The organism is Burkholderia plantarii (assembly GCF_001411805.1).
Classification (GTDB): domain Bacteria; phylum Pseudomonadota; class Gammaproteobacteria; order Burkholderiales; family Burkholderiaceae; genus Burkholderia; species Burkholderia plantarii.
The window spans coordinates 1,124,580-1,143,891 of sequence record NZ_CP007213.1 but is presented as its reverse complement, the minus strand read 5'-3'; the positions used below and the strand labels follow the sequence as shown (position 1 = coordinate 1,143,891).

General features: G+C 69.3%; 16 protein-coding genes. 4 read left to right on the top strand and 12 right to left on the bottom strand.

Going from position 1 to position 19,312, the window contains the following annotated elements:
* Positions 1-129: 129 nt before the first annotated feature.
* Positions 130-657 (bottom strand): Lrp/AsnC family transcriptional regulator, encoded by a 528-nt coding sequence (locus tag bpln_RS22305; protein ID WP_055140029.1) that lies wholly within the window; start codon positions 655-657, stop codon positions 130-132.
* 166 nt (positions 658-823) lie between these two features.
* Between bpln_RS22305 and mdeB the strand changes: the two genes are divergently transcribed.
* Positions 824-3,517 carry an alpha-ketoglutarate dehydrogenase gene (gene mdeB, locus bpln_RS22300; protein WP_055140028.1) on the top strand — a complete coding sequence of 898 codons (2,694 nt, stop codon included), beginning with the start codon at positions 824-826 and terminating at the stop codon, positions 3,515-3,517.
* A 766-nt stretch (positions 3,518-4,283) separates the two neighbouring features.
* Positions 4,284-4,634: a hypothetical protein gene (locus tag bpln_RS22295; protein WP_042627460.1), complete on the top strand. Its 351-nt coding sequence runs from the start codon at positions 4,284-4,286 to the stop codon at positions 4,632-4,634.
* Between the two features lie 34 nt (positions 4,635-4,668).
* Here bpln_RS22295 and bpln_RS22290 read toward each other — a convergent pair whose 3' ends face one another.
* The 4 genes from bpln_RS22290 to bpln_RS36805 form a co-directional block, all read right to left on the bottom strand.
* Entirely contained in the window at positions 4,669-5,682 is a 1,014-nt protein-coding gene (locus bpln_RS22290; RefSeq protein WP_042627459.1) for a glycosyl hydrolase family 18 protein, read from the bottom strand.
* A 477-nt stretch (positions 5,683-6,159) separates the two neighbouring features.
* Positions 6,160-6,420 (bottom strand): hypothetical protein, encoded by a 261-nt coding sequence (locus bpln_RS22285; RefSeq protein WP_055140027.1) that lies wholly within the window; start codon positions 6,418-6,420, stop codon positions 6,160-6,162.
* A 106-nt stretch (positions 6,421-6,526) separates the two neighbouring features.
* A complete protein-coding gene (locus bpln_RS22280; RefSeq protein ID WP_055140026.1) occupies positions 6,527-8,374 on the bottom strand; it encodes an amidohydrolase in 1,848 nt (615 codons plus the stop codon).
* Positions 8,375-8,439: 65 nt separating this feature from the next.
* Complete coding sequence (locus bpln_RS36805) at positions 8,440-8,610, bottom strand: hypothetical protein (RefSeq protein WP_158336085.1); 171 nt, start codon at positions 8,608-8,610, stop codon at positions 8,440-8,442.
* Between the two features lie 289 nt (positions 8,611-8,899).
* Between bpln_RS36805 and bpln_RS22275 the strand changes: the two genes are divergently transcribed.
* A complete protein-coding gene (locus tag bpln_RS22275; RefSeq protein ID WP_055140025.1) occupies positions 8,900-9,892 on the top strand; it encodes a LysR family transcriptional regulator in 993 nt (330 codons plus the stop codon).
* Positions 9,893-10,178: 286 nt separating this feature from the next.
* Complete coding sequence (locus tag bpln_RS22270; RefSeq protein ID WP_042624403.1) at positions 10,179-11,144, top strand: IS110 family RNA-guided transposase; 966 nt, start codon at positions 10,179-10,181, stop codon at positions 11,142-11,144.
* Between the two features lie 16 nt (positions 11,145-11,160).
* Here the strand turns inward: bpln_RS22270 and bpln_RS22265 are convergent, their stop codons facing one another.
* The 7 genes from bpln_RS22265 to bpln_RS22235 form a co-directional block, all read right to left on the bottom strand.
* Positions 11,161-11,910, bottom strand: a complete 750-nt coding sequence (locus tag bpln_RS22265; protein WP_055140024.1) for a creatininase family protein — start codon at positions 11,908-11,910, stop codon at positions 11,161-11,163.
* Positions 11,911-12,137: 227 nt separating this feature from the next.
* Positions 12,138-12,401, bottom strand: a complete 264-nt coding sequence (locus tag bpln_RS22260; protein WP_055140023.1) for a hypothetical protein — start codon at positions 12,399-12,401, stop codon at positions 12,138-12,140.
* A gap of 304 nt (positions 12,402-12,705) precedes the next feature.
* The gene (locus bpln_RS22255; RefSeq protein WP_042627453.1) at positions 12,706-13,536 is read right to left on the bottom strand and encodes a helix-turn-helix transcriptional regulator; all 831 of its coding nucleotides are present in this window, start codon (positions 13,534-13,536) and stop codon (positions 12,706-12,708) included.
* Positions 13,537-14,779: 1,243 nt separating this feature from the next.
* Positions 14,780-15,868 carry an enoyl-CoA hydratase/isomerase family protein gene (locus bpln_RS22250; RefSeq protein WP_082465523.1) on the bottom strand — a complete coding sequence of 363 codons (1,089 nt, stop codon included), beginning with the start codon at positions 15,866-15,868 and terminating at the stop codon, positions 14,780-14,782.
* 104 nt (positions 15,869-15,972) lie between these two features.
* The gene (locus bpln_RS22245; RefSeq protein WP_042627451.1) at positions 15,973-16,767 is read right to left on the bottom strand and encodes an enoyl-CoA hydratase; all 795 of its coding nucleotides are present in this window, start codon (positions 16,765-16,767) and stop codon (positions 15,973-15,975) included.
* Complete coding sequence (gene mmsB, locus bpln_RS22240) at positions 16,764-17,666, bottom strand: 3-hydroxyisobutyrate dehydrogenase (RefSeq protein WP_042627450.1); 903 nt, start codon at positions 17,664-17,666, stop codon at positions 16,764-16,766. The genes bpln_RS22245 and mmsB overlap by 4 nt, the downstream gene beginning before the upstream one ends.
* A 46-nt stretch (positions 17,667-17,712) precedes the next feature.
* Positions 17,713-19,242, bottom strand: a complete 1,530-nt coding sequence (locus tag bpln_RS22235; RefSeq protein WP_055140021.1) for a CoA-acylating methylmalonate-semialdehyde dehydrogenase — start codon at positions 19,240-19,242, stop codon at positions 17,713-17,715.
* Positions 19,243-19,312 lie beyond the last annotated feature (70 nt).

Here is a 19,312-nt window from a genome sequence, read left to right as displayed (position 1 = left end):
CCGCCGGCGCGGACGGTGCGCCGGCTCCGGTCATGGCGACACATTCTGGGCGCGCGGCGCGGCGCCGGCAAACGAGCATTTCTACCCGCAGCATTAGCGCAATTACTGCGATGCGAAGCCGGCGCGCGCTCACTCGCCGTCGCGCGCGTCCTCCTCCTCGCGGCTCAGCGTCAGCCCGCCGGCCGGCAACGGCAGCGCCGTGCGGTAGCGCACCTGCTTCAGCGCGAAGCTCGAGCGGATGTTCGACACGCCCGGGATCGTCGTCAGCTGATCGACGATGAAGCGCTCCAGCCCGTGCATGCTCGGCACCAGCACGCGCAGCAGGTAGTCGGCGTCGCCCGACATCAGGTAGCACTCCATCACCTCGGGCCGCTTGTCGATGGCCGCCTCGAAGCGGCGCAGCGCGTCCTCCTGCTGCTTCTCCAGGCTGACCTGGATGAACACGTTGATCTTCAGGCCGAGCGGCTCGGGATCGAGCAGCGTGACCTGCCGCCGGATCAGCCCGAGCTTCTCGAGCGCCTTGACGCGGTTGAAGCACGGCGTGGGCGACAGGTTCACGGCGCGTGCGAGTTCGGCGTTGGTGATGCGCGCGTTCTGCTGGAGCTGGTTCAGGATCGCGATGTCGGTGCGGTCGAGGCGGGTCGGGTCGGCGGGCATGAATGTAACAATTCCGGAAATGGCGCGATTGCCGGAATATTTATACTGAATCGCCATCGCAACGCAATACAAAACAGACACACGTTCCGGAACCGCGCCAGTACGCTTGTCGGACCGCTGCGCCCACGATCGCGGCGCCCCGCTCCCCCCTTTCCGGAACCGGATCATGACCGACCTGTCGAACGGCGTCCCGTCGATACTTGCCCAGCCCCTCAATCCGATCGACGACGATCCCGCGGAAACCGGCGAATGGCTCGCCGCGCTCGACGGCGTGGTCGCGCATGCCGGCCCCGAGCGAGCGCGCTACCTGCTCGAACGGCTCGCCAGCCACGCCGCCACCCGGGGGCTCGCGGCCGGGCGCGGACGCGCCACGCCCTACGCGAACACGATCGCGCTCGACACGCAGCCGCCCTACCCCGGCGACCTCGAGATCGAGGCGCGGCTCGCCGCGGCGCTGCGCTGGAACGCGCTGGCGATGGTGGTGCGCGCCAACCGCGCCTACGGCGAGCTGGGCGGCCACATCGCCAGCTACGCATCGGCCGCCGACCTGTTCGAGGTGGGCTTCAACCATTTCTTCCGCGCGGCCGGCGCCGGGCACGACGCCGATCTCGTCTATTTCCAGCCGCACTCGGCGCCGGGCGTCTACGCGCGCGCCTATCTGGAAGGATTCCTGAACGAATCGCAGCTCGACCACTATCGCCGCGAGATCGACGGCCCGGGCCTCTGCTCGTATCCGCATCCGTGGCTGATGCCGGACTTCTGGCAGTTCCCCACCGGCTCGATGGGGATCGGGCCGATCAACGCGATCTACCAGGCGCGCTTCATGCGCTACCTCGCGCACCGCCAGCTGCTGGACACGGCCGGGCGCACCGTCTGGGGCTTCTTCGGCGACGGCGAGATGGACGAGCCCGAGGCGATCGGCGCGCTCTCGCTGGCCGCGCGCGAGCAGCTCGACAACCTGGTGTTCGTGATCAACTGCAACCTGCAGCGGCTCGACGGCCCGGTACGCGGCAACGGCCGCGTGATCGACGAACTCGAGGCGCTGTTCGCCGGCGCCGGCTGGAACGTGATCAAGGTGCTGTGGGGCTCGGACTGGGATGCCCTGTTCGCGCGCGATCGCGACGGCGCGTTGCTGCGCGCGTTCGCCGACACCGTGGACGGCCAGTTCCAGACCTTCTCGGCCAACGACGGCGCCTACAACCGCGAGCACTTCTTCAGCCGGAACCCGCAGCTGGCGGCGCTGGCCGCGCACCTGAGCAACGACGACATCGACCGGCTGCGCCGCGGCGGCCACGACGTGCGCAAGCTGCACGCGGCCTACGCGCAGGCGCTCGCGCATCGCGGCCAGCCCACCGTGATCCTCGCCAAGACCATGAAGGGCTACGGCATGGGCGCGATCGGCCAGGGCCGCATGACCACGCACCAGCAGAAGAAGCTCGGCCTCGACGACCTGAAGGCGTTCCGCGACCGCTTCGCGCTGCCGCTCTCGGACGACGAGGTGGCCGAGGTGAAGTTCTACCGTCCCGCCGACGACAGCCCCGAGATGCGCTACCTGCACGCGCGGCGGCAGGCGCTGGGCGGCTACCTGCCGCGCCGCCGCCGCGAGGCGAGCCGCGCGCTGGCGGTGCCGCCCGTCAGCGTGTGGGGGCAGTTCGCGCTGGAGGCCGACGGCAAGGAAATGTCGACCACCACCGCGCTGGTGCGCATGCTGGGCGGGCTGCTGAAGGCGCCCGGCATCGGCGAGCGCGTGGTGCCGGTGGTGGCCGACGAGGCCCGCACCTTCGGCATGGCGAACCTGTTCCGGCAGGTCGGCATCTACTCGCCGCTCGGCCAGCGCTACGAGCCCGAGGATCTCGGCTCGATGCTCTACTACCGCGAGTCCACCACCGGGCAGATCCTCGAGGAAGGCATCTCGGAGGCCGGCGCGATCTCGTCGTGGATCGCCGCGGCCACCGCCTACAGCGTGCATGACCTGCCGATGCTGCCGTTCTACACCTACTACTCGATGTTCGGCTTCCAGCGCGTGGGCGACCTGATCTGGGCCGCCGCCGACCAGCGCGCGCGCGGCTTCCTGATCGGCGCGACCTCGGGCAAGACCACGCTCGGCGGCGAGGGGCTGCAGCACCAGGACGGCACGAGCCACCTGGCCGCCGCGATGATCCCGAACTGCCGCGCCTGGGACCCGGCCTTCGCCTGCGAGGCGGCCGTGATCGTCGAGCACGGCATGCGCGAGATGGGCGAGCAGCAGCGCGACGTGTTCTATTACCTGACCGTCACCAACGAGAACTACGCGCAGCCGTCGCTGCCCGAGGGCGCGCGCGAGGGCATCCTGCGCGGCCTCTATTCGCTCGATCCGGGCCGCCACGGCACGGCGCGCGTGCAGCTGCTCGGCGCCGGCGCGATCATGACCGAGGTGCTGGCCGCCGCGAGCCTGCTGCGCGACGACTGGGGCATCGACTCGCAAGTCTGGAGCGTGACGAGCTTCACCGAACTGCAGCGCGATGCGATCGAGGCCGAGCGCGCGGCGCGGCTCGGCGGCGAGGCGCGCGAGACGGTGGTCGGCACCGCGCTGCGCGGCGCGCGCGGCCCGGTGATCGCGGCCACCGACTACGCGCGGGCGCTGCCGGAATTGATCCGCGCCTACGTGCCGGCGCCCTACGTGACGCTCGGCACCGACGGCTTCGGGCGCAGCGACACGCGCCGCGCGCTGCGCGAGTTCTTCGAGGTGGACCGCGCCTCGATCGTGGTGGCGGCGCTGCATGCGCTGGCGCAGCAGGGCGAAATCGGCGAGGACGTGGTGCGCGCGGCGCGCGAACGCTACGGCAAGGACGCCGGGCGTGCTGCTTCGTGGCGCGCGTGAGCGGGACCGAGCAAGCCGCGTCACGTCACGACGTGGCGAAGCGTGCTCGGGCGCGCTTCGCCACGGTTCGCGAACGCCGAAATATTTCACCGCGCTTTCATGAAACCCGGCATTTTGATTCAACGCCGCGCGATCACATTTTCATAACGAAAACCCCTCGCCGCGACGCCGCTTCATTCGGCCTGGCGACTCCGGACGAATATCGGCCGCACTCGCCGCGGCACGCCGGCGATTCATCCGCCGCGATTCATTCGAGCCTATCCATTTCTTCGCCCGCGGCCCGCCCAGCCCGCCTCGGCGGGCATCGGACCGCGAACGCGCGCGCGCCGCTTCACGCCGAACTCACGCCACGGTAATCGGCGCGCCATTCGCGCCGGATTACCCCATGGCGAAATTTTCCGAATCGGGATTGTCGCCGCGAGGCGTTTAACCTATGATCCCGGCAAACGCATTTTCCACGACGGAAAATCGATAAGCGCCAAGGCCGATCCGGGGTTTCCCTGCATGCCGTGCCGCGACGTTCCCACCGGAATCTCGCGGCGGCGTCACGCCTTGTGCCGGCCCCCCGCCCCATCCCATCGCGCGGGTCATCGTGGCCGGCGCGACCGCCTGCGTGGCAGGCACGGCGGCCGGCGGCGCGTGCGGACCGGAACCTGCATGCCGGGCCGGACGGCGCGCAACGACAGGCCATGCGCCCGCGGCCATCGCGTCGCGAGCTGCGGGGCCGGGCAACAGCGATGGCATCCACATGCAAGCGGGGAATCGAATGACGGGCAAATTCCATATCGCCAACATCAGCGCCTCGGCCGCGACCTACTACGTGAACGACACGCGGGTCGGCACGTCCGCACGCCCGATGAACGCCGCGACGGGCGTGCCCGACTTCGTCACAGTGCTGCGCTCGCGCGAGCCGGATCCTTCCGGCACGTTCGCGGTGGGCGCCAACGCGTTTTCCGTGCGCTTCGAGGACACGATCCCGCCCGAGCCCGCGCGGATCGACTACGACATCGTGATCCCCGACGGCGAATCGCTCGACGACGATCTCTACCTCTACGTGTTCCGCGACTCGGCGATGCTGCTGTCGAGCCGCGGCGTGGTGCTGTCGAACGTGTCGTGAGCGCGCCGGCCGTCCCGCCGGCCGGCAGGTCCCGTCAGAATCCCAGCGAGCCGAGGAACTGGTTCGTGTAGCCGAGCGTGCCGGCCTTGCCGTAGTTGTTGCAGGTGTCGGACGAGTCGTTGTCGGAGGTGGCCGGCGCACAGTCGCGGTCGCGCGAGAACGCCCAGAAATGCACGCCGCCGAGCTGCTTCGACACCGCGTAGTTCGACACCGTGACGGCATCGGCCAGCGTGAACGTCTCGTCGATGCTGTCGTTGCCGCCGATCATCGGCGTCACCTCGATCTGGCTGTACGGCACCTTCCAGTAGCTGTGCAGGCTCTCGGCCGCGGCGACGGTCGACTTGCCCATGTCGCACTTGCCGCTGCCGTTCAACGTGCAGAGCGACGCGTCCTCGCCGCCCGAATCCGCGAAGTCCATCGTCATCAGGTTGATCGTGTAGTTCTTCAGCCCGTAGTTCTGGATCGCCGTCATCACCTTCACGCCGATGTCGCCGAGGTTCTGGCTCTGGTTGCCGCCCTCCGTCGCGATCGTGAAGCTGTAGCGCAGGTTCGGATAGGCGGCCTGCGCGTTCGCCACGCGCGCCACCAGGTTGTTGATGTCGCTCTGGGTCTGGCCGTTCTCGATGTCGAAGTCGATGCCGATCAGGTTCGCGCTGTAGTACGTCTGGATGAACTTCTGGAAATTCGCGTCGGACGTGCAAAGGAAGCTCGCGCCCGCGCCGCCGGTGGACACGATGTACTTCTTGCCGGCCGCAACGAAGCTCTGCACGTTCGCCTTCGCGAACGACGCGGCCGACACGCCGCTCCAGTCCTCGCTGCCGCAGTTGCCGGTGGCGAACGCCCAGGTCACCGCCTGCAGCTTCGCCGGCATCACGCTCAGCAGCGTCTTCGAGCTGCCCGTCACGGTGGTGTTGAGCTGCGTGCCGCCGAAGTCGCCCGAGTAGAAATACGGGCTGTAGACGAGGCCGGCCGGTGCGGCCACGGCCGATGCCGCGAACGCCGCGCCGGCGAGCGCCGCGGCCAGACCTTTGATCAGTGTCGATGTCATGATGGTTTCCTGAGAGTGGGAACGAGACGCGGGCGGCGGCATGCGCCGCCCGCATGCGATGACGCCGCCCGCCGCATGCGTGACTTCCGGGTCCTGCCCGCACGGCGGGACCAACGCCGGCAGGCAGCGGCCGGTGTTTCATTTCGTCGATCCGATTCATTCGCAGTGCGTAACGTTCAGGGCGTTTCTTTCGCGAATCCGTCGAATCGTTCCGCTTGCCGATTTCGTTACGTGAATACCGGAACACGCGACGCCGCAAGGCCGGCGAATTCAGTTTCCACGATTTGGACACGGCGTGACGCGCCGCTTTTTCATGGCGCACGGCCAGTCATACGCGCGGCTTCTGAATCGCGCGGGCGCGGGTCGGCACGGCGACGCGCGCCGAGGCACGCGGCCATCATCGATGGGAAATGAAGGAAAACCGGAGCGCGTCGAGGGGAGCGAGTCGAGGGTACCGACCCGGCGCCCGAGCGCGCGTCAGGTCGCGTCGGATCGCGCGACGGCCGAATCGGGCCCGGCCGGCCCGATCTCGAAGTGCGCGGCCGCATGGCGCGCGCTGCAGTCCCACAGCACCTCGCCGTCGCGGCTGAAGGTGGCCCAGCCGTCCTTGACCACCATCCGTGCCTCGGGAAACACCGCGCCGTATCCGTGTGCCGTCGCGGCATGCCGCGTGCGCTCGCGACAGACGGCGCGATAGTCGCCGTCGGTCAGCGCGAGCGCGTTGGGTTCGGTTGTCATCCTGCTGTCGATCCGTCGTTGCCATGAAACGGCCGCCAGTATGCCGTATCGGCGCGCGCCGGCCGGCGCGGCCGAACCAGCCGCTGCCGGCCGGCGCGGCACGCCCTTACTGCCCGGCCGCGTATACCTTGCTGCCGTTCACCCAGGTTTCCAGCACGCCGATGTCGCGCATGCCGGCGGCGTTCGGTGCCGTCCATTGCAGCGGGTTCTTCGCCAGGATCACGAGGTCGGCCTGCTTGCCCGGCAGCAGCGAACCGATCTGGTGATCGAGATGGCACTGCCAGGCCGCATCGATGGTCACGGCGCGCAGCGCCTGGTAGACGTCGAGGCGCTCGCGCGAGTTGAGCACCTTGTCGGCCTCGCTCACGTCGGGCGCGTCCTCGAGCGCTTCCATCACGCGCCCGATCGACTGTTCCATGCTGCGCAGCTGGCCGAGCGGCGTCACGAAGTGGTCGCTGTGCAGGCTGATCTTCAGGCCCGCCTTCAGCGCCGAGGCGCAGCGGTCGAGCAGCTGCGCGCGATCGGCGCCGAGAATCGTGTTCTTGAACGCGGCGCCCCAGTAGCCCACGTGGCCGATCAGGAAGCTCGGCGAGATCGCCATGCGCCGCATCAGGCCGATCGCGTCGTCGTGCAGCAGCGAGGCGTGCTCGATGCGATGCCGCTGCCCGGCCCAGGCCGGCTCGCTCGGGTACGGCTGCTTCGGCGGCGGCGGGGGCGGCACCGTGCTGAGCGCGGTCTGGTACGCCGCCAGCACGTTGGTGATGCCTTCGTCGCCGTTGGCGTGCGTGAGGATCGGCCAGCCGGCGTCGGCCACCATCGCCATCACGTCGGCCAGCTTGCGCACCGGATCGAAGTTGAACAGGCCATAGGCGCCGACGCCGGGCACCTTGTGATCGTCGCAGCACAGGTACGGGCGGCTCTGGAAGCCGGTCAGCCCCTGGTTCGAGCCGTCGGCGATCAGCTTGATCGCGCGCAGCGTGAACAGCGAGTTCGCGTCGCTCTGCAGCTCCGGCTTGTAGCCGCGCAGCCAGGTCATCAGGTCGTTGCCGTTGCCGTACAGCGCGCCGCCCACCCGCACCGTCATCGACGGCGTCTTCGCCAGCCCCTTCATCATGGTGACTTCGTCCGGCCCCGCGATCAGCCCGACGCTCGCGTCGAACAGCGTGGTGATGCCGCGCTGGCTGGCCTGCTGGAACACGGTCGCGAGGCCCGCGAAGATCTGCTGCGAGGTGACGGGCGGCATGGCGGCCAGCACCGCCGCCGACTGCTGCTCGGTCAGCACGCCGTCCGGATGGCTGCCGTCGAGGCCGGCCGCCTTCAGCGCGGGCGTGTTGGCATAGCTGATGTGACCGGACGCGTTGAGCAGGAAGATCATGACTTCCGTGCTGATGTCGTCGAGGAAACCGGCGTTGATGTCTTCCCAGACCGTCATCAACGACGGATCGACGCCGTAGCCCGTCACCCACTTGCGCGGCGGCGTCGCCGCGCGCGCCACCGCGACGGCATTCTGGAGCCGCGTCGCGATCACCTGCCGGTCGTACCGCGTGTTCAGCTTCTGCTCGTCGAACGGCGACAGGTCGGCCCAGGTCGTCATCAGCGCGCTCGACACCAGATGCGCATGCGGATCGATCATGCCGGGCAGCAGCGTCTCGTCGGCCGCGAGCGGCCGATCGACCGGCGCGTATTCGGCCATCGCGCGGCGCACGTCAAGCAGATCGCCGCTCTCGATCACCCGGCCGTCCGCGATGCCGAGCGCCTCGACGCACTGCTCGGGATGCTCGGGGTCCGGATGGATGTTGCCGCCATGGAAGATCACGGACTGCGACGGCCCCCGCGCGGCCAGCCGCGGCGCGGCGCCCTCTAGCGCGGCCTGCCATTGGCGGTGATCGTGGCGGTAGGCCGGCAGCAGATGCGGGCTGCAGCAGGCGCAACCGAATTGGAGACGTTCCGACATAGGGGTTCCTCTGGGTTTCTTACCGCGGTCTCGGCAATGACGGTCGATATCACGGGGCACCATTTTCATTCGATTTTTCCGCCCGAACCGGCACGCCCGCTGATCGCGGCGCACGGCCGTGCATGCCGGCCGCGCGCTTTCCCCGAGCGCGGCGCGGCTCGGTTCCGGCGCCGCGCTCGACTATAGCCGATGACCATGGCATTCACCAGATTCGAATAAATACCGAGAATATTCACGGAACATTCGATTAACGCTCAATCACGCGGCGTGCAATCCGGCAGTGCCGCATGCGTGAACGAGTTGCGCAACGGCTGCGCGCCGAACGACGGCCGGCCCGGGCCGCGGGCGCGCAGGCAGGTGGCGGCCCACCGGGCCTCAGGCTTAGCAAGGCTAATCCCCGTTCACGCCGACAATGCGCCGGAGCGCGGCGCCGGTTTGCTAGAATCGCGCCAATTCCCTCGCGTTTCCCCCGGTTTGCGGCACCCGGCGAACCGGCGCCGCCTTATCCCGTCCTTAGCCACGCTGATGCAAAAGATCCTCGATTCCTCGCTGCTCGGCGCGCTGCGCTGCTTCGCCAGCGCCGGCCAGCTGCTGAGCTTCACGCGCGCGGCCGACGTGCTGAGCCTCACGCAGAGCGCCGTCAGCCAGCAGATCCGCCAGCTGGAAAACCGGCTCGGCTACGCGCTGTTCGTGCGCGAGCACCGGCGCCTGTCGCTGACGCGCGAGGGAGCCATGCTGCTCGAGGGCGTGCGGCGCGGCTTCGACGAGATCGAGACCACGCTGACGCGGATCGCGAGCGCCGACGATCCGGTGCGGGTCGGCTGCTGCCCGTCGTTCGCGATGCACTGGCTGGTGCCGCGCCTGTCCGATTTCCACCTGCAGTATTCGCGCAACCCGGTGCAACTGAAGGCCGAATTCACGGCGCTCGGCCTGCCCGATCACGACACCACCGGCGTGGACGTGGCGATCCGCTATTCGGCCGACGCGCTCGACGAGGTCGACAACACCGACGCGCTGCTCGACGAATGGCTGCTGCCGGTGGCGACGCCCGCCTATCTGGAACGGCATCCTCAGCTGGCCGCGGGCAAGCTCGACCGCAAGGTGGCGTTCCTGCACGACGCGGCCGCATGGACGGGCGCGTCGGATTCGGCCGAGTGGCGGGCCTGGCTGGAAGCGGTCAAGCCCGAGTGGCTGCCGCGCATCGACGGGCCGCGCTTCAACCTCGGCAGCATGGCGTTCAACGCCGCGCTCAATCATCAGGGCGTCGCGATCGGCCGCGTGTCGATGCTGCTCGACGAGCTGTGCGACGGCCGGCTGGTGCCGATCGTGCCGGTGGCCGTGCGCTCGCCCGCGCGCTACTGGATGGTGCGCCGTAGCGACGGCGCGCCGTCGGTCGGCGCGTTTCGCGCCTGGGTGCGCCAGCAGTGCGGGCAATTCGCGCCGCGACGCGCGCATGAAGTGGCGCGGATCGGCGTGCGGCTCGGCTGCACGCGCGAAGCCCTGCACGACGAGGCCTGAAGCAGGACGAGGCGCAAACCACGGCAACGGGCGGGACCCAAGGCGGGACAGCCGCCGCAGCGGTCCCGCCCGGCCCGCGTGCCGCCGCTTGTATGTTTAAACCAGACCAGTACGGTAAAGTCTGACGGTAGCCAGACAAGACCGTGCAGTTTGTCCGCCGCTTGGGCGTTCGAGCCCGTGACTGAGTAAAGAGCGCACGGTCGCCGTGCTGGTCTTCCCGAAACCCGAACGGTTACGCGCCCCGGCACCGCCGAGTGCGCATGTACAAGCATGGGATCCGAAGATCATGTCTGCTCCTTCCTTCGTCACGGTTGGCATCGATGTGGCCAAAGCCCACGTCGATGTCGCCTTGCTGGGCGCCCGTCTGGACGCTCAACGCTTCAACAATGACGCCGACGGCCATACGGCGCTGGCCACGGCATTACAGCCATTGGGCATCGATCTGGTCGTCATGGAAGCGACCGGTGGCTATGAAGCCGAATTGGCCTGCGCTCTGCAAGGTGCTGGCTTGCCGGTGGCCGTCGTCAATCCCCGCCAGGCTCGTGACTTCGCGCGTGCCATGGGCAAGCTCGCCAAGACCGATTCCATCGACGCCCGCATGCTCGCCGAAATGGCCTCGGTGCTGGTGCGTCGTGAAGATCTGTCCCGCTTGCTGCGCCCCGTCTCCGACGAGCGCCAGCAGTGGCTTGCTGCTCTGCTGACGCGCAGGCGCCAGTTGATCACCATGCTCTTATCCGAGCGGCAGCGGCTGCAAATCACGCCCGAGCGTTTGCATCCCAGTTTGCAGGCCATCATCGCCGCCATTCAGGCCCAGCTCGACGACATCGATGCTCAAATGGTCGGCCACGTTCGCGAACACTTTGCTGAACTCGACCGATTGCTGCAATCGACTCGCGGCATCGGCCCGGTATCCAGTGCCTGCCTGATTGCTCAACTGCCGGAACTGGGCAAGCTCAATCGTCGCCAGATTGCGGCACTCGTGGGCGTTGCCCCTGTCGCTTGCGATTCGGGCTCGCGCCAAGGACGACGACGTGTGCAGGGCGGGCGCTTTGAAATTCGCCGCGTGCTGTACATGGCGACGCTCACTGCAACCCGCCACAACCCGGCTATCAAGGCCTTCCATCAACGTCTCAAAGCAGCCGGCAAACTGCCCAAGGTCGCGCTGGTTGCCTGCATGCGCAAGCTCCTGACCATGCTCAATGCCATGGTCAAATCCAACACCCCCTGGGACGATTCGCTTCATCTCGCTTGACTCGAGACACGGTTACTCAGTCCGGCACGACCTCGGCCGCGAACGCCTCGACCTCGGCCACCAGCCCCTTCACGGCCTGCCGCACCAGCTCGCCGCCCTTCTCCGGCGAAGCCAGCTTCGGATTCGAACCCATCCGGCCGTCGGGAAAGCGCGCACGAAACTCGAGCGCCTCGCGGATCGGCCCCATCGGCGCGATCTCGGGCGCGTAGTCGGCCTGCTTGATCGCGTGCGGCAGCGCCCATTGCGTGATCGCGATCTCCGACGGCGTGGCGTGAACGCCATGGCCGCTCGGGAACTGCCGCTGCGCGAGATCGGTCACGCCTTCCAGGTCCCACCAGTTGCGCAGCTTCAGCGCGAAGCCGCAGCGGCGCCGCGCGAAACTGGCCTGCGCGTAGATCTCCGAGAACGCGGCCTCGATCGAGGCGACGTTGCCGCCGTGCCCGTTCAGGAACAGGATCTTCTCGAAGCCGTGCCCGGCCAGCGAGTGGACCCAGTCGCCGATCGCGGCGATGAAGGTACTCGGGCGCAGCGAGATGGTGCCGGGAAAGCCGAGGTGGTGTTGCGCCATGCCGATGTTGAAGGTGGGCGCCACCAGCATGTCGGCCGATTGCTGCGCCTCGTGCGCGATGATCTCGGGGCAGAGCCAGTCGGTGCCGAGCAGGCCGGTGGGGCCGTGCTGCTCGTTCGAGCCGATCGGCACGACCACGATGCGGCGGCGCTTCAGGTAGCCCTCGATTTCGGCCCAGGTGGACAGGTGCAGGAGCATGATGATTTCCGTTGACGGTGCGCGCGGCCCGCGCGACTGCGGGCCGGGGAACGCGCGAGTGGGGATCGGGGCGTCGCGAACGCGCGGCGGCGCGCCGGCCGGAGCCGGTCGCGCGTCATCGCGTTCATGCCGCTATCGTCCCACGCCGGCGCCGCAGCCGTCACGACCACCGTCACGGCCACCACCATGGCGCGCGATCCACCCGCCGGGCGGCGGGCGGGCCGGCGTCAGGCCGATGAGTCGAGCACGCCGGCCAGTTCCTGGCCGCCGGCCGCCTCCCGCAGGGTGGGAGGCGTCGCCGAAAGCGCGGCGGGAATCGTGGCACACGGCGCGGTACACGGCGCGGCCACGTCGCGCGCCGTCACGGCCTCGGTGCGAACCACGCCGCCGCGATGCGCCAGGCCGCCCGCCGGGGCCGCGCGATGCCAGAGCATCGCGACGATGTCGCGCGCCTCGCGCAAGCGCACCTCCGGCCTGTCCTGCTGATCCATGGCCCTGCTCTCCGGGTCCCGTTCCTGATTTCCGATGATGGGGATGCTGCGCGCCCGGGCCGCGAGCGAGCCGGGCGTGATCGGGGGGGGCGGCGATGCGTCGTGTCGTGAATACCGCACGGTAATCCGGGCAGCACGCGGCAGCGGCGCGAAGCGGTCCGCCGGCACGATCGGCCGAGGCAGCGACTGCCGGGCGGAAACGCCAGCCCGCGCAGGCCGACACCGGGCACACCGCGTCACGCCACTCAGCCACCCCCATCCGTGCCGTAGGGCAAGCGCGGCGGCCCGCGCCTGCCCGCCGCGTTCACGATTCGTCGAGCACCCACTTCACGAGGCCGTGACGCCCCTTGAAGCCGAGCTTGGCCGCCGCGCGCTTGATGTACGTCTCGATCGTGCTGTGCTTGACGCCGAGCGCGTCCGCCATCTCGCGGAACGTGCTGCCGGTCAGCAGGCCGACGCACACCTCGATCTCGCGCTCGGACAGCACCACGGAGGCGCTCGTCAGCCGGCGCTCGAACTCGCGGCGCAGCGATTCGTGACGCGTGGTCGAATCGCCCGCGCTGTCCGCCGAGGCGGCCGGACGGCCCGGCACCGCGTAGCGGCGGTGCGAGGCGTGCATTTCGACCAGCGGCATCAGCATCTCCGCGCAACTCTTGAGGAACGTCATCTCCTGAAGCGTGAAGTCGTAGGCCTGATCGGGACGGTACAGCGAGATCACGTAGCGGCGGTTCGCCTTGCGCGACACCAGATGGCACTGGAAGCCGAGGCGGCTCGGCTGGATCGCGTCGAAGGCGCCCTCGGCGGGGCGCGACGTGTTCATGTGGATCAGTTGCGTGTCGGACGCGGCCAGGATGCGCTTCGACAGCGGATCCTCGGCCATGCCGCGGTAGAGCTCGTCCTTCAGGACGGCCGGACGCGGCGCCTGATTGGGGCGGATGTCCTGATCGTGGGACGCGAACGCGCCCAGCAGATGGACGCCGACGATCTCGCCCTTCACCTCGTTGACGGACCAGGCGGTGATTCTGGTCGACTCTACGTTCACGGATCCGACGAGCAATGCGTGCAGATCCGAGGTAAAGCGCTCAGTACCGGTGCTGGATATGATTTTTCCAAGCTTGCCAAATATCTCGACCACGTCATTTTCCTCGGAATGTGTTGTTGTTGAGCCCATGCGAGAAACAGCCGGCCATCGCTCCAACCGCGGCGAAGACCGTTTCACGCCGGCGCCCGGCACCGGCCGCGGCGATCGTGGCCACGATCTCCACGGCTTGCGCCCGGCGCCGGCTACTGCTGCTGCCTGCCGCGCTGACCGGCCGGACCGCACGGCAAACGGTCCGGACCCACGCGGCAATCGATGCGGGACGCGCCAGGCCGGCTTGCAACGGCCCGTCACGTCCCTGCCGGGCGCCCCGCTCTCACGAGACGCGCCGGGAGACCGCCCGGCCGCTCGTCGCGGCGGCCGGTTCGGCGCTCCTTCCGGTGGTTCCTCTCAAAACCCCCGGCCAGAAAAAAGGCAGGCCGCCTCAGGGTAGCCAGCCTCGCCACGCCGCCACAACCGCGGCACCCGAAACGTCGGCGCGAAACCCGAAGCCCGTTTCGCTTCATGGTTCCGCTGCGGGCGGCCCGCTACGCGCCGGCAAGCATCCAGGCCACGCCGTCCGTCCACCGGGCCCGGGACGGCTCGACCTGTACCGAGCCCGTCGGTATCAGGACTCCGGCATTGCGAATGTACTGGATTTTCGATGACACCGACGTTGCGATGAAAAGAATCCTGTTTGAATCATACCGTTATGTATCACGCGTGACAGCAAATGATCCGCGGATTGAAACAAAACGAAACTTTACAAAATTCTGAACGTCGAGTTTTCGCGATCGTGAATTGCCGGCATCAAATACCGCGAATCACGATGCGGGCGAATCGGCCAACGGCAAACGGCCGGTTAAAACGGCGTTTCGGGATGCCGGATTACGCGAGGAATGGAAAGGGAAAATCGAGGGTATAACCAGGTTGCGCCCTCCCGGCCCATACTGGGCCGGCATCGATCGCGCGACGGCCGCCGTGAATGGGGCGGCGAAAATTCGGGTGGCACTGACTGACCCGAACAGGTGTTGCCTGATTCAAACGGGTTGCACGATGCATTCCCGCGCGGTTTGACTTGTCACCGCTCGCATGCGCCGGCGGAAAGTTTCGCTTTCGCCGGGGTAATGCCGATAAAACGCTGCACTCTGCTTCGATACCATTCGCGTTTGCGCACGACGTTTCGTTCGGCGGCCGGTTCACGAAAAACCGGCCGGGCCGACACGAAACTCGCCGCCGGTTTGCCCGGCACCGGTACCACGCCGGCCGGCGCGGTCCGGCCGCCTCGTTTGCCGCCGCTTCAGTCCTGCCCCAGATCGGCGAGCGGATGCGCGTCGAGTTTCCACGGCGAGGACAGGAAGTGCCGCACGCGTTCGCTGCGCACCTCGGCGAGCGAGGCGGGCGCCCAGCGCGGCCGGCGATCCTTGTCCACCAGATGCGCGCGCACGCCCTCGACGAAATCGCCGTCCTCGATCGCGCGCGTGCCGATCGCCAGCTCCATCCGGAACGACTCGGCGAGCGTCATCTGCCGGCCGCGCAGCAGCGCGTCGCGCGTGACCACCAGCATCGTCGGCGAATGACCGAGCAGCGCGTCGAGCGTGGCCTGCAGCCATTGCCGGTATTCGCGGCTGATGTCCTCGCGGGCCAGATCGTGGCGCAGCGTGGCGACGATGCGCTCCATCCCGGAGCGCCGGTCGAAGTGGCGCACGATCCACGGCAGCTGGCCGTCCAGCACCGCGTGCGGGACGATGTTGCAGGGCGGCTCGAACACCGCGCGCAATCCGCCGGACGCGTCGCCCGCCGCCCAGTCGATGCGCTCGAGCCGCTGCTCGAAGGTATCGAGCCACGAGGCCGGCACGCACAGGTCGGCGAGCCGCGCGACCAGCGCGTCGGCGCCCGACAGCGTGACGCCGGTCAGCCCGATGTAGAGCGCGAGCTCGATGGGCAGCGCCGACAGGAAATGGGTGGCGCCCACGTCGGGCACGAAGCCGATGCGCGTCTCCGGCATCGCGATCTTGCTGCGCTCGGTCGCCACGCGCAGCGCGGCACCCTGCGCGAGCCCCATGCCGCCGCCCATCGTGATGCCGTCCATCAGCGCGACGAGCGGCTTGGCGAACGTGTGCAGCGCGTAGTCGAGCCGGTACTCGTCGACGAAGAAGCCGAGCCAGTCGCGCGAGCCGGCCTTCGCGCCGTGATAGAGCGCGCGCACGTCGCCGCCCGCGCAGAAGCCCTTGCCGCCGGCGCCGCGCAGCACCACGGCGACGATCTCGTCGTCGTCGCGGCAGCGCTCCACCAGCACCGCCAGCTCGCGCACCATCGCGTGCGAGAGCGCGTTCAGCGCGGCCGGCCGATCGAGCGTGATCACGGCGACGCGGTTGACCACGCGCATCGTCACGTCGGGGCCGGACGGCGCCCCGGCATGCGCGGCGCCCTGGCCCGCGCCCGGGTTCGACGGCGGCGCGTCGGCGTCGGCCGATGCCCTCGGCAGCGTGCTCATCGCGTCTCTCCCTGGCCGCCGGCGTTCCAGTCCGGGCGCCGCTTGCCGAAGAACGCGGCCACGCCCTCGCGCGGCTCGCCGGTCTCGAACAGGTCGACGAAGCGCTCGCGCTCGATCGCCACCGCCGCGTCGAACGGCACGCCGTTGCGCGCCAGTCCGATCAGCCGCTTGCTCGATTCCACCGCGTGCGGCGCGAGTCCGGCCACGCGGCGCGCCAGCGCGAGCGCCGCCTCCAGTGCGCCGCCCGTCTCCACCACGTCCTCGACGAGGCCGATGCGCAGCGCGGTCTCGGCGTTCACGCGCTCGCCGGCCAGCACGATGCGCTTGGCCCAGCCCTCGCCGACCAGCGCCGGCAGCGTCTGGGTGCCGAGCCCGCACGGCAGCAGGCCGATCGACGGCTCGGGCAGCGCCATCTGCGCGTGCCGCTCGGCGATCCGCATGTCACAGGCCAGCGCGCATTCGAGCCCGCCGCCCATCGCATAGCCGTTGATCGCGGCGATCGTCACGCAGCGCGCGGCGCGCAGCTTCGCGAACGCGGCGCCGAAGCGCGCCGCCATCTCGCGCGCCACGGCGCGGTCGCCGCTCGCGAAGGTGTCGAGATCGGCGCCGCCGCTGAAGAATTTCGGCCCGGCGCCGGTCACCACCAGCGCGCGCACGCGCGGCGCGGCGTCGAGCTGCGCCACCGTGCGCTCGAGCGCGGCGAGGCCGTCGGCGCTGAATGCGTTGGCGGGCGGCCGGGACAGGGTGACGAGCGCGATCGCGCCGTCGTCGTGTTCGCTCAGTTCGATCATCGCGGGGTCTCGTTGGCGGGTTGCTGGTAGAGGCGGATCACCGCCGAGAAGTCGAGCTTGCCGTCGCCGCGGCTGCTCAGCGTCTGGTAGAGCTGCTGCGCGAGCGCACCGAGATAGACGGGCTGGCGCGCCTGTTTCGCGGCGTCGCCGGCCAGGCCCAGGTCCTTCAGCATCAGGTCGGTGCCGAAGCCGCCGGTGTAGCCGCGCGAGGCCGGCGCGGTCTCGATCACGCCCGGATAGGGGTTGTAGGTGTCGGCACTCCAGCAGCGGCCGGTGGAGGTGCTGAGGATGCCGCCCAGCACCTTCGGGTCGATGCCGAGCGCGGCGCCGAGCGCCATCGATTCGGCCACGCCCGCCATCGAGACGCCGAGCACGAGGTTGTTGCAGATCTTCGCGACCTGCCCCATCCCCACCGCGCCGCAATGCACGAGGTTCTTGCCCATCGCGCGCAGCACCGGGCCGACCCGCTCGAAATCGGCCGCGGGGCCGCCCACCATGAAGGTCAGCGTGCCGGCCGCCGCGCCGCCGGTGCCGCCCGACACCGGCGCGTCCACGAACGCGCCGCCGCGCGCGCGCACCAGCTCGCCGAACGCCTGCGCGCTGGCCGGATCGATGGTGCTCGAATCGATCACGGTCGCGCCGGGCGCGAGGCCGGCCAGCACGCCGTCGGCGGCCGTCAGCGCGGCGCGCACGTGGGCCGCCGCCGGCAGCATGGTGATCACGAACGCGGCATCGGCGGCCGCCTCGCGCGCCGTGCGCGCCAGCGCGGCGCCGCCGTCGGCCACCAGCCGCAGCGCGTCGGCGTTCAGGTCGAACGCGTGTACCTCGTGGCCGGCCTTCACGAGGTTCAGCGCCATCGGCGCCCCCATGTGGCCGAGGCCGATAAATCCGATCTTCATCGTGCGTCTCCGGGTTGGTTGGTCGGGAGGCTCGCGGCGCGCGCCGTCAGCCGAGCCGGATCGTGGTGTTGACCGCGCCGGCCGTCGCGTCGTCGTCGAACCAGCGTGCCGTCACGGTCTTGGTCTGGGTGTAGAACTGCACCACCTGCTTGCCGTAGGGGCCGAGGTCGCCGAGCTTCGAGCCGCGCGAGCCGGTGAAGCTGAAATACGGCGCCGGCACCGGGATCGGGATGTTGATCCCCACCTGGCCGATGTCGATCTCGCTCTGGAACCTGCGCGCCGCCGCGCCGCTCTGCGTGAACAGGCCCACGCCGTTGCCGAACGGGTTCGCGTTCACCAGCGCGATCGCCTCGTCGAGCGTGGCCGCCGTCAGCACCACCAGCACCGGTCCGAAGATCTCCTGCGTGTAGATCGACATGTCGGTGGTGACGTCGCTGAAGATGGTCGGGCCCACGAAGTTGCCGTGCTCGTAGCCCGGCACCGTCACCTCGCGCCCGTCGAGCGCGAGCGTGGCGCCGGCCGCGATGCCTTCCTCGATCAACGACAGCACGCGCGCCCTGGCCGCCTTCGAGACCAGCGGGCCGACGTCGGTGCCGGCCTCCACGCCCGCGTTCACCTTCAGCGTCCTGGCCTTGGCCACCAGGTCCGGCAGCCACTCGCGGGCGGCGCCCACCAGCACCACCGCCGAGGTGGCCATGCAGCGCTGGCCGGCCGCGCCGAAGCCGGCGCCGGCCAGCGCGTTGAGCGTCTGCTCGCGGTTCGCGTCGGGCAGCACCACCGCGTGGTTCTTCGCGCCCATCATCGACTGCACGCGCTTGCCGTGCTCGCTGCCGAGCCGGTACACGTGGGTGCCCACGGCGGTCGAGCCGACGAACGAGATCGCCTTGACGAGCGGATGCGTGCAGATCGCGTCCACCACCTGCTTGCCGCCGTGGACCACGTTGAGCACGCCCTTCGGCACGCCGGCCTCGATCGCGAGCTTGACCAGTTCCATGGTGGAGAGCGGATCCTGCTCGGAAGGCTTCAGCACGAAGGTGTTGCCGCAGACCAGCGCCATCGGGAACATCCAGAGCGGGATCATGGCGGGGAAGTTGAACGGCGTGATGCCGGCGCACACGCCCAGCGGCTGGCGCAGCGTGTAGGTGTCGACGCTGCCGGCCACGTTCTCGGCGAACTCGCCGAGCTGCAGCGTGCCGATCGAGCAGGCGTGCTCGACGACTTCGAGCCCGCGGAAGATGTCGCCCTCGGCGTCGGGCAGCGTCTTGCCCTGTTCGGCGGTCAGCACGGCGGCGATGCGCGTCTGGTTCGCGCGGATCAGCTCCTGGTACTTGAGCATGATGCGCATGCGCGCGCCGATCGGGGTGGTCTTCCACTTCGCGAACGCCGCGTGCGCGGCGCGGGCGGCCGCGTCGACCTCGTCGACGGTGGCGAACGGCACGCGCGCGAGCACTTCCTGCGTGGCGGGATTGACGATGTCACGCCACTCGCTCGTGCCCGATTCGACGAACTCGCCGTCGATCAGCAGCGGGACGGTCGGCACGGCTTGCGCGGCTCGGGGCATCGGCGTTGCATTCATGGTTCGGCTCTCCTTGAAGGCCGCCGCGTCGCGCGCGGCCGGCCGGTGACTCGGAACCGCGCGCCGCGGC

What these genes read in the sequence shown, in the direction of transcription:
- bpln_RS22290 (WP_042627459.1), bottom strand. Translation starts at nt 5,682, where the DNA reads ATGACATCGACACTGATCAAAGGTCTGGCCGCGGCGCTCGCCGGCGCG.
- bpln_RS22245 (WP_042627451.1), bottom strand. Translation starts at nt 16,767, where the DNA reads ATGATCGAACTGAGCGAACACGACGACGGCGCGATCGCGCTCGTCACC.
- bpln_RS22265 (WP_055140024.1), bottom strand. Translation starts at nt 11,910, where the DNA reads ATGCTCCTGCACCTGTCCACCTGGGCCGAAATCGAGGGCTACCTGAAG.
- bpln_RS22280 (WP_055140026.1), bottom strand. Translation starts at nt 8,374, where the DNA reads ATGTCGGAACGTCTCCAATTCGGTTGCGCCTGCTGCAGCCCGCATCTG.
- bpln_RS22250 (WP_082465523.1), bottom strand. Translation starts at nt 15,868, where the DNA reads ATGCGCGTGGTCAACCGCGTCGCCGTGATCACGCTCGATCGGCCGGCC.
- bpln_RS22235 (WP_055140021.1), bottom strand. Translation starts at nt 19,242, where the DNA reads ATGAATGCAACGCCGATGCCCCGAGCCGCGCAAGCCGTGCCGACCGTC.
- bpln_RS22275 (WP_055140025.1), top strand. Translation starts at nt 8,900, where the DNA reads ATGCAAAAGATCCTCGATTCCTCGCTGCTCGGCGCGCTGCGCTGCTTC.
- mdeB (WP_055140028.1), top strand. Translation starts at nt 824, where the DNA reads ATGACCGACCTGTCGAACGGCGTCCCGTCGATACTTGCCCAGCCCCTC.
- bpln_RS22260 (WP_055140023.1), bottom strand. Translation starts at nt 12,401, where the DNA reads ATGGATCAGCAGGACAGGCCGGAGGTGCGCTTGCGCGAGGCGCGCGAC.
- mmsB (WP_042627450.1), bottom strand. Translation starts at nt 17,666, where the DNA reads ATGAAGATCGGATTTATCGGCCTCGGCCACATGGGGGCGCCGATGGCG.
- bpln_RS22270 (WP_042624403.1), top strand. Translation starts at nt 10,179, where the DNA reads ATGTCTGCTCCTTCCTTCGTCACGGTTGGCATCGATGTGGCCAAAGCC.
- bpln_RS22285 (WP_055140027.1), bottom strand. Translation starts at nt 6,420, where the DNA reads ATGACAACCGAACCCAACGCGCTCGCGCTGACCGACGGCGACTATCGC.
- bpln_RS22295 (WP_042627460.1), top strand. Translation starts at nt 4,284, where the DNA reads ATGACGGGCAAATTCCATATCGCCAACATCAGCGCCTCGGCCGCGACC.
- bpln_RS22305 (WP_055140029.1), bottom strand. Translation starts at nt 657, where the DNA reads ATGCCCGCCGACCCGACCCGCCTCGACCGCACCGACATCGCGATCCTG.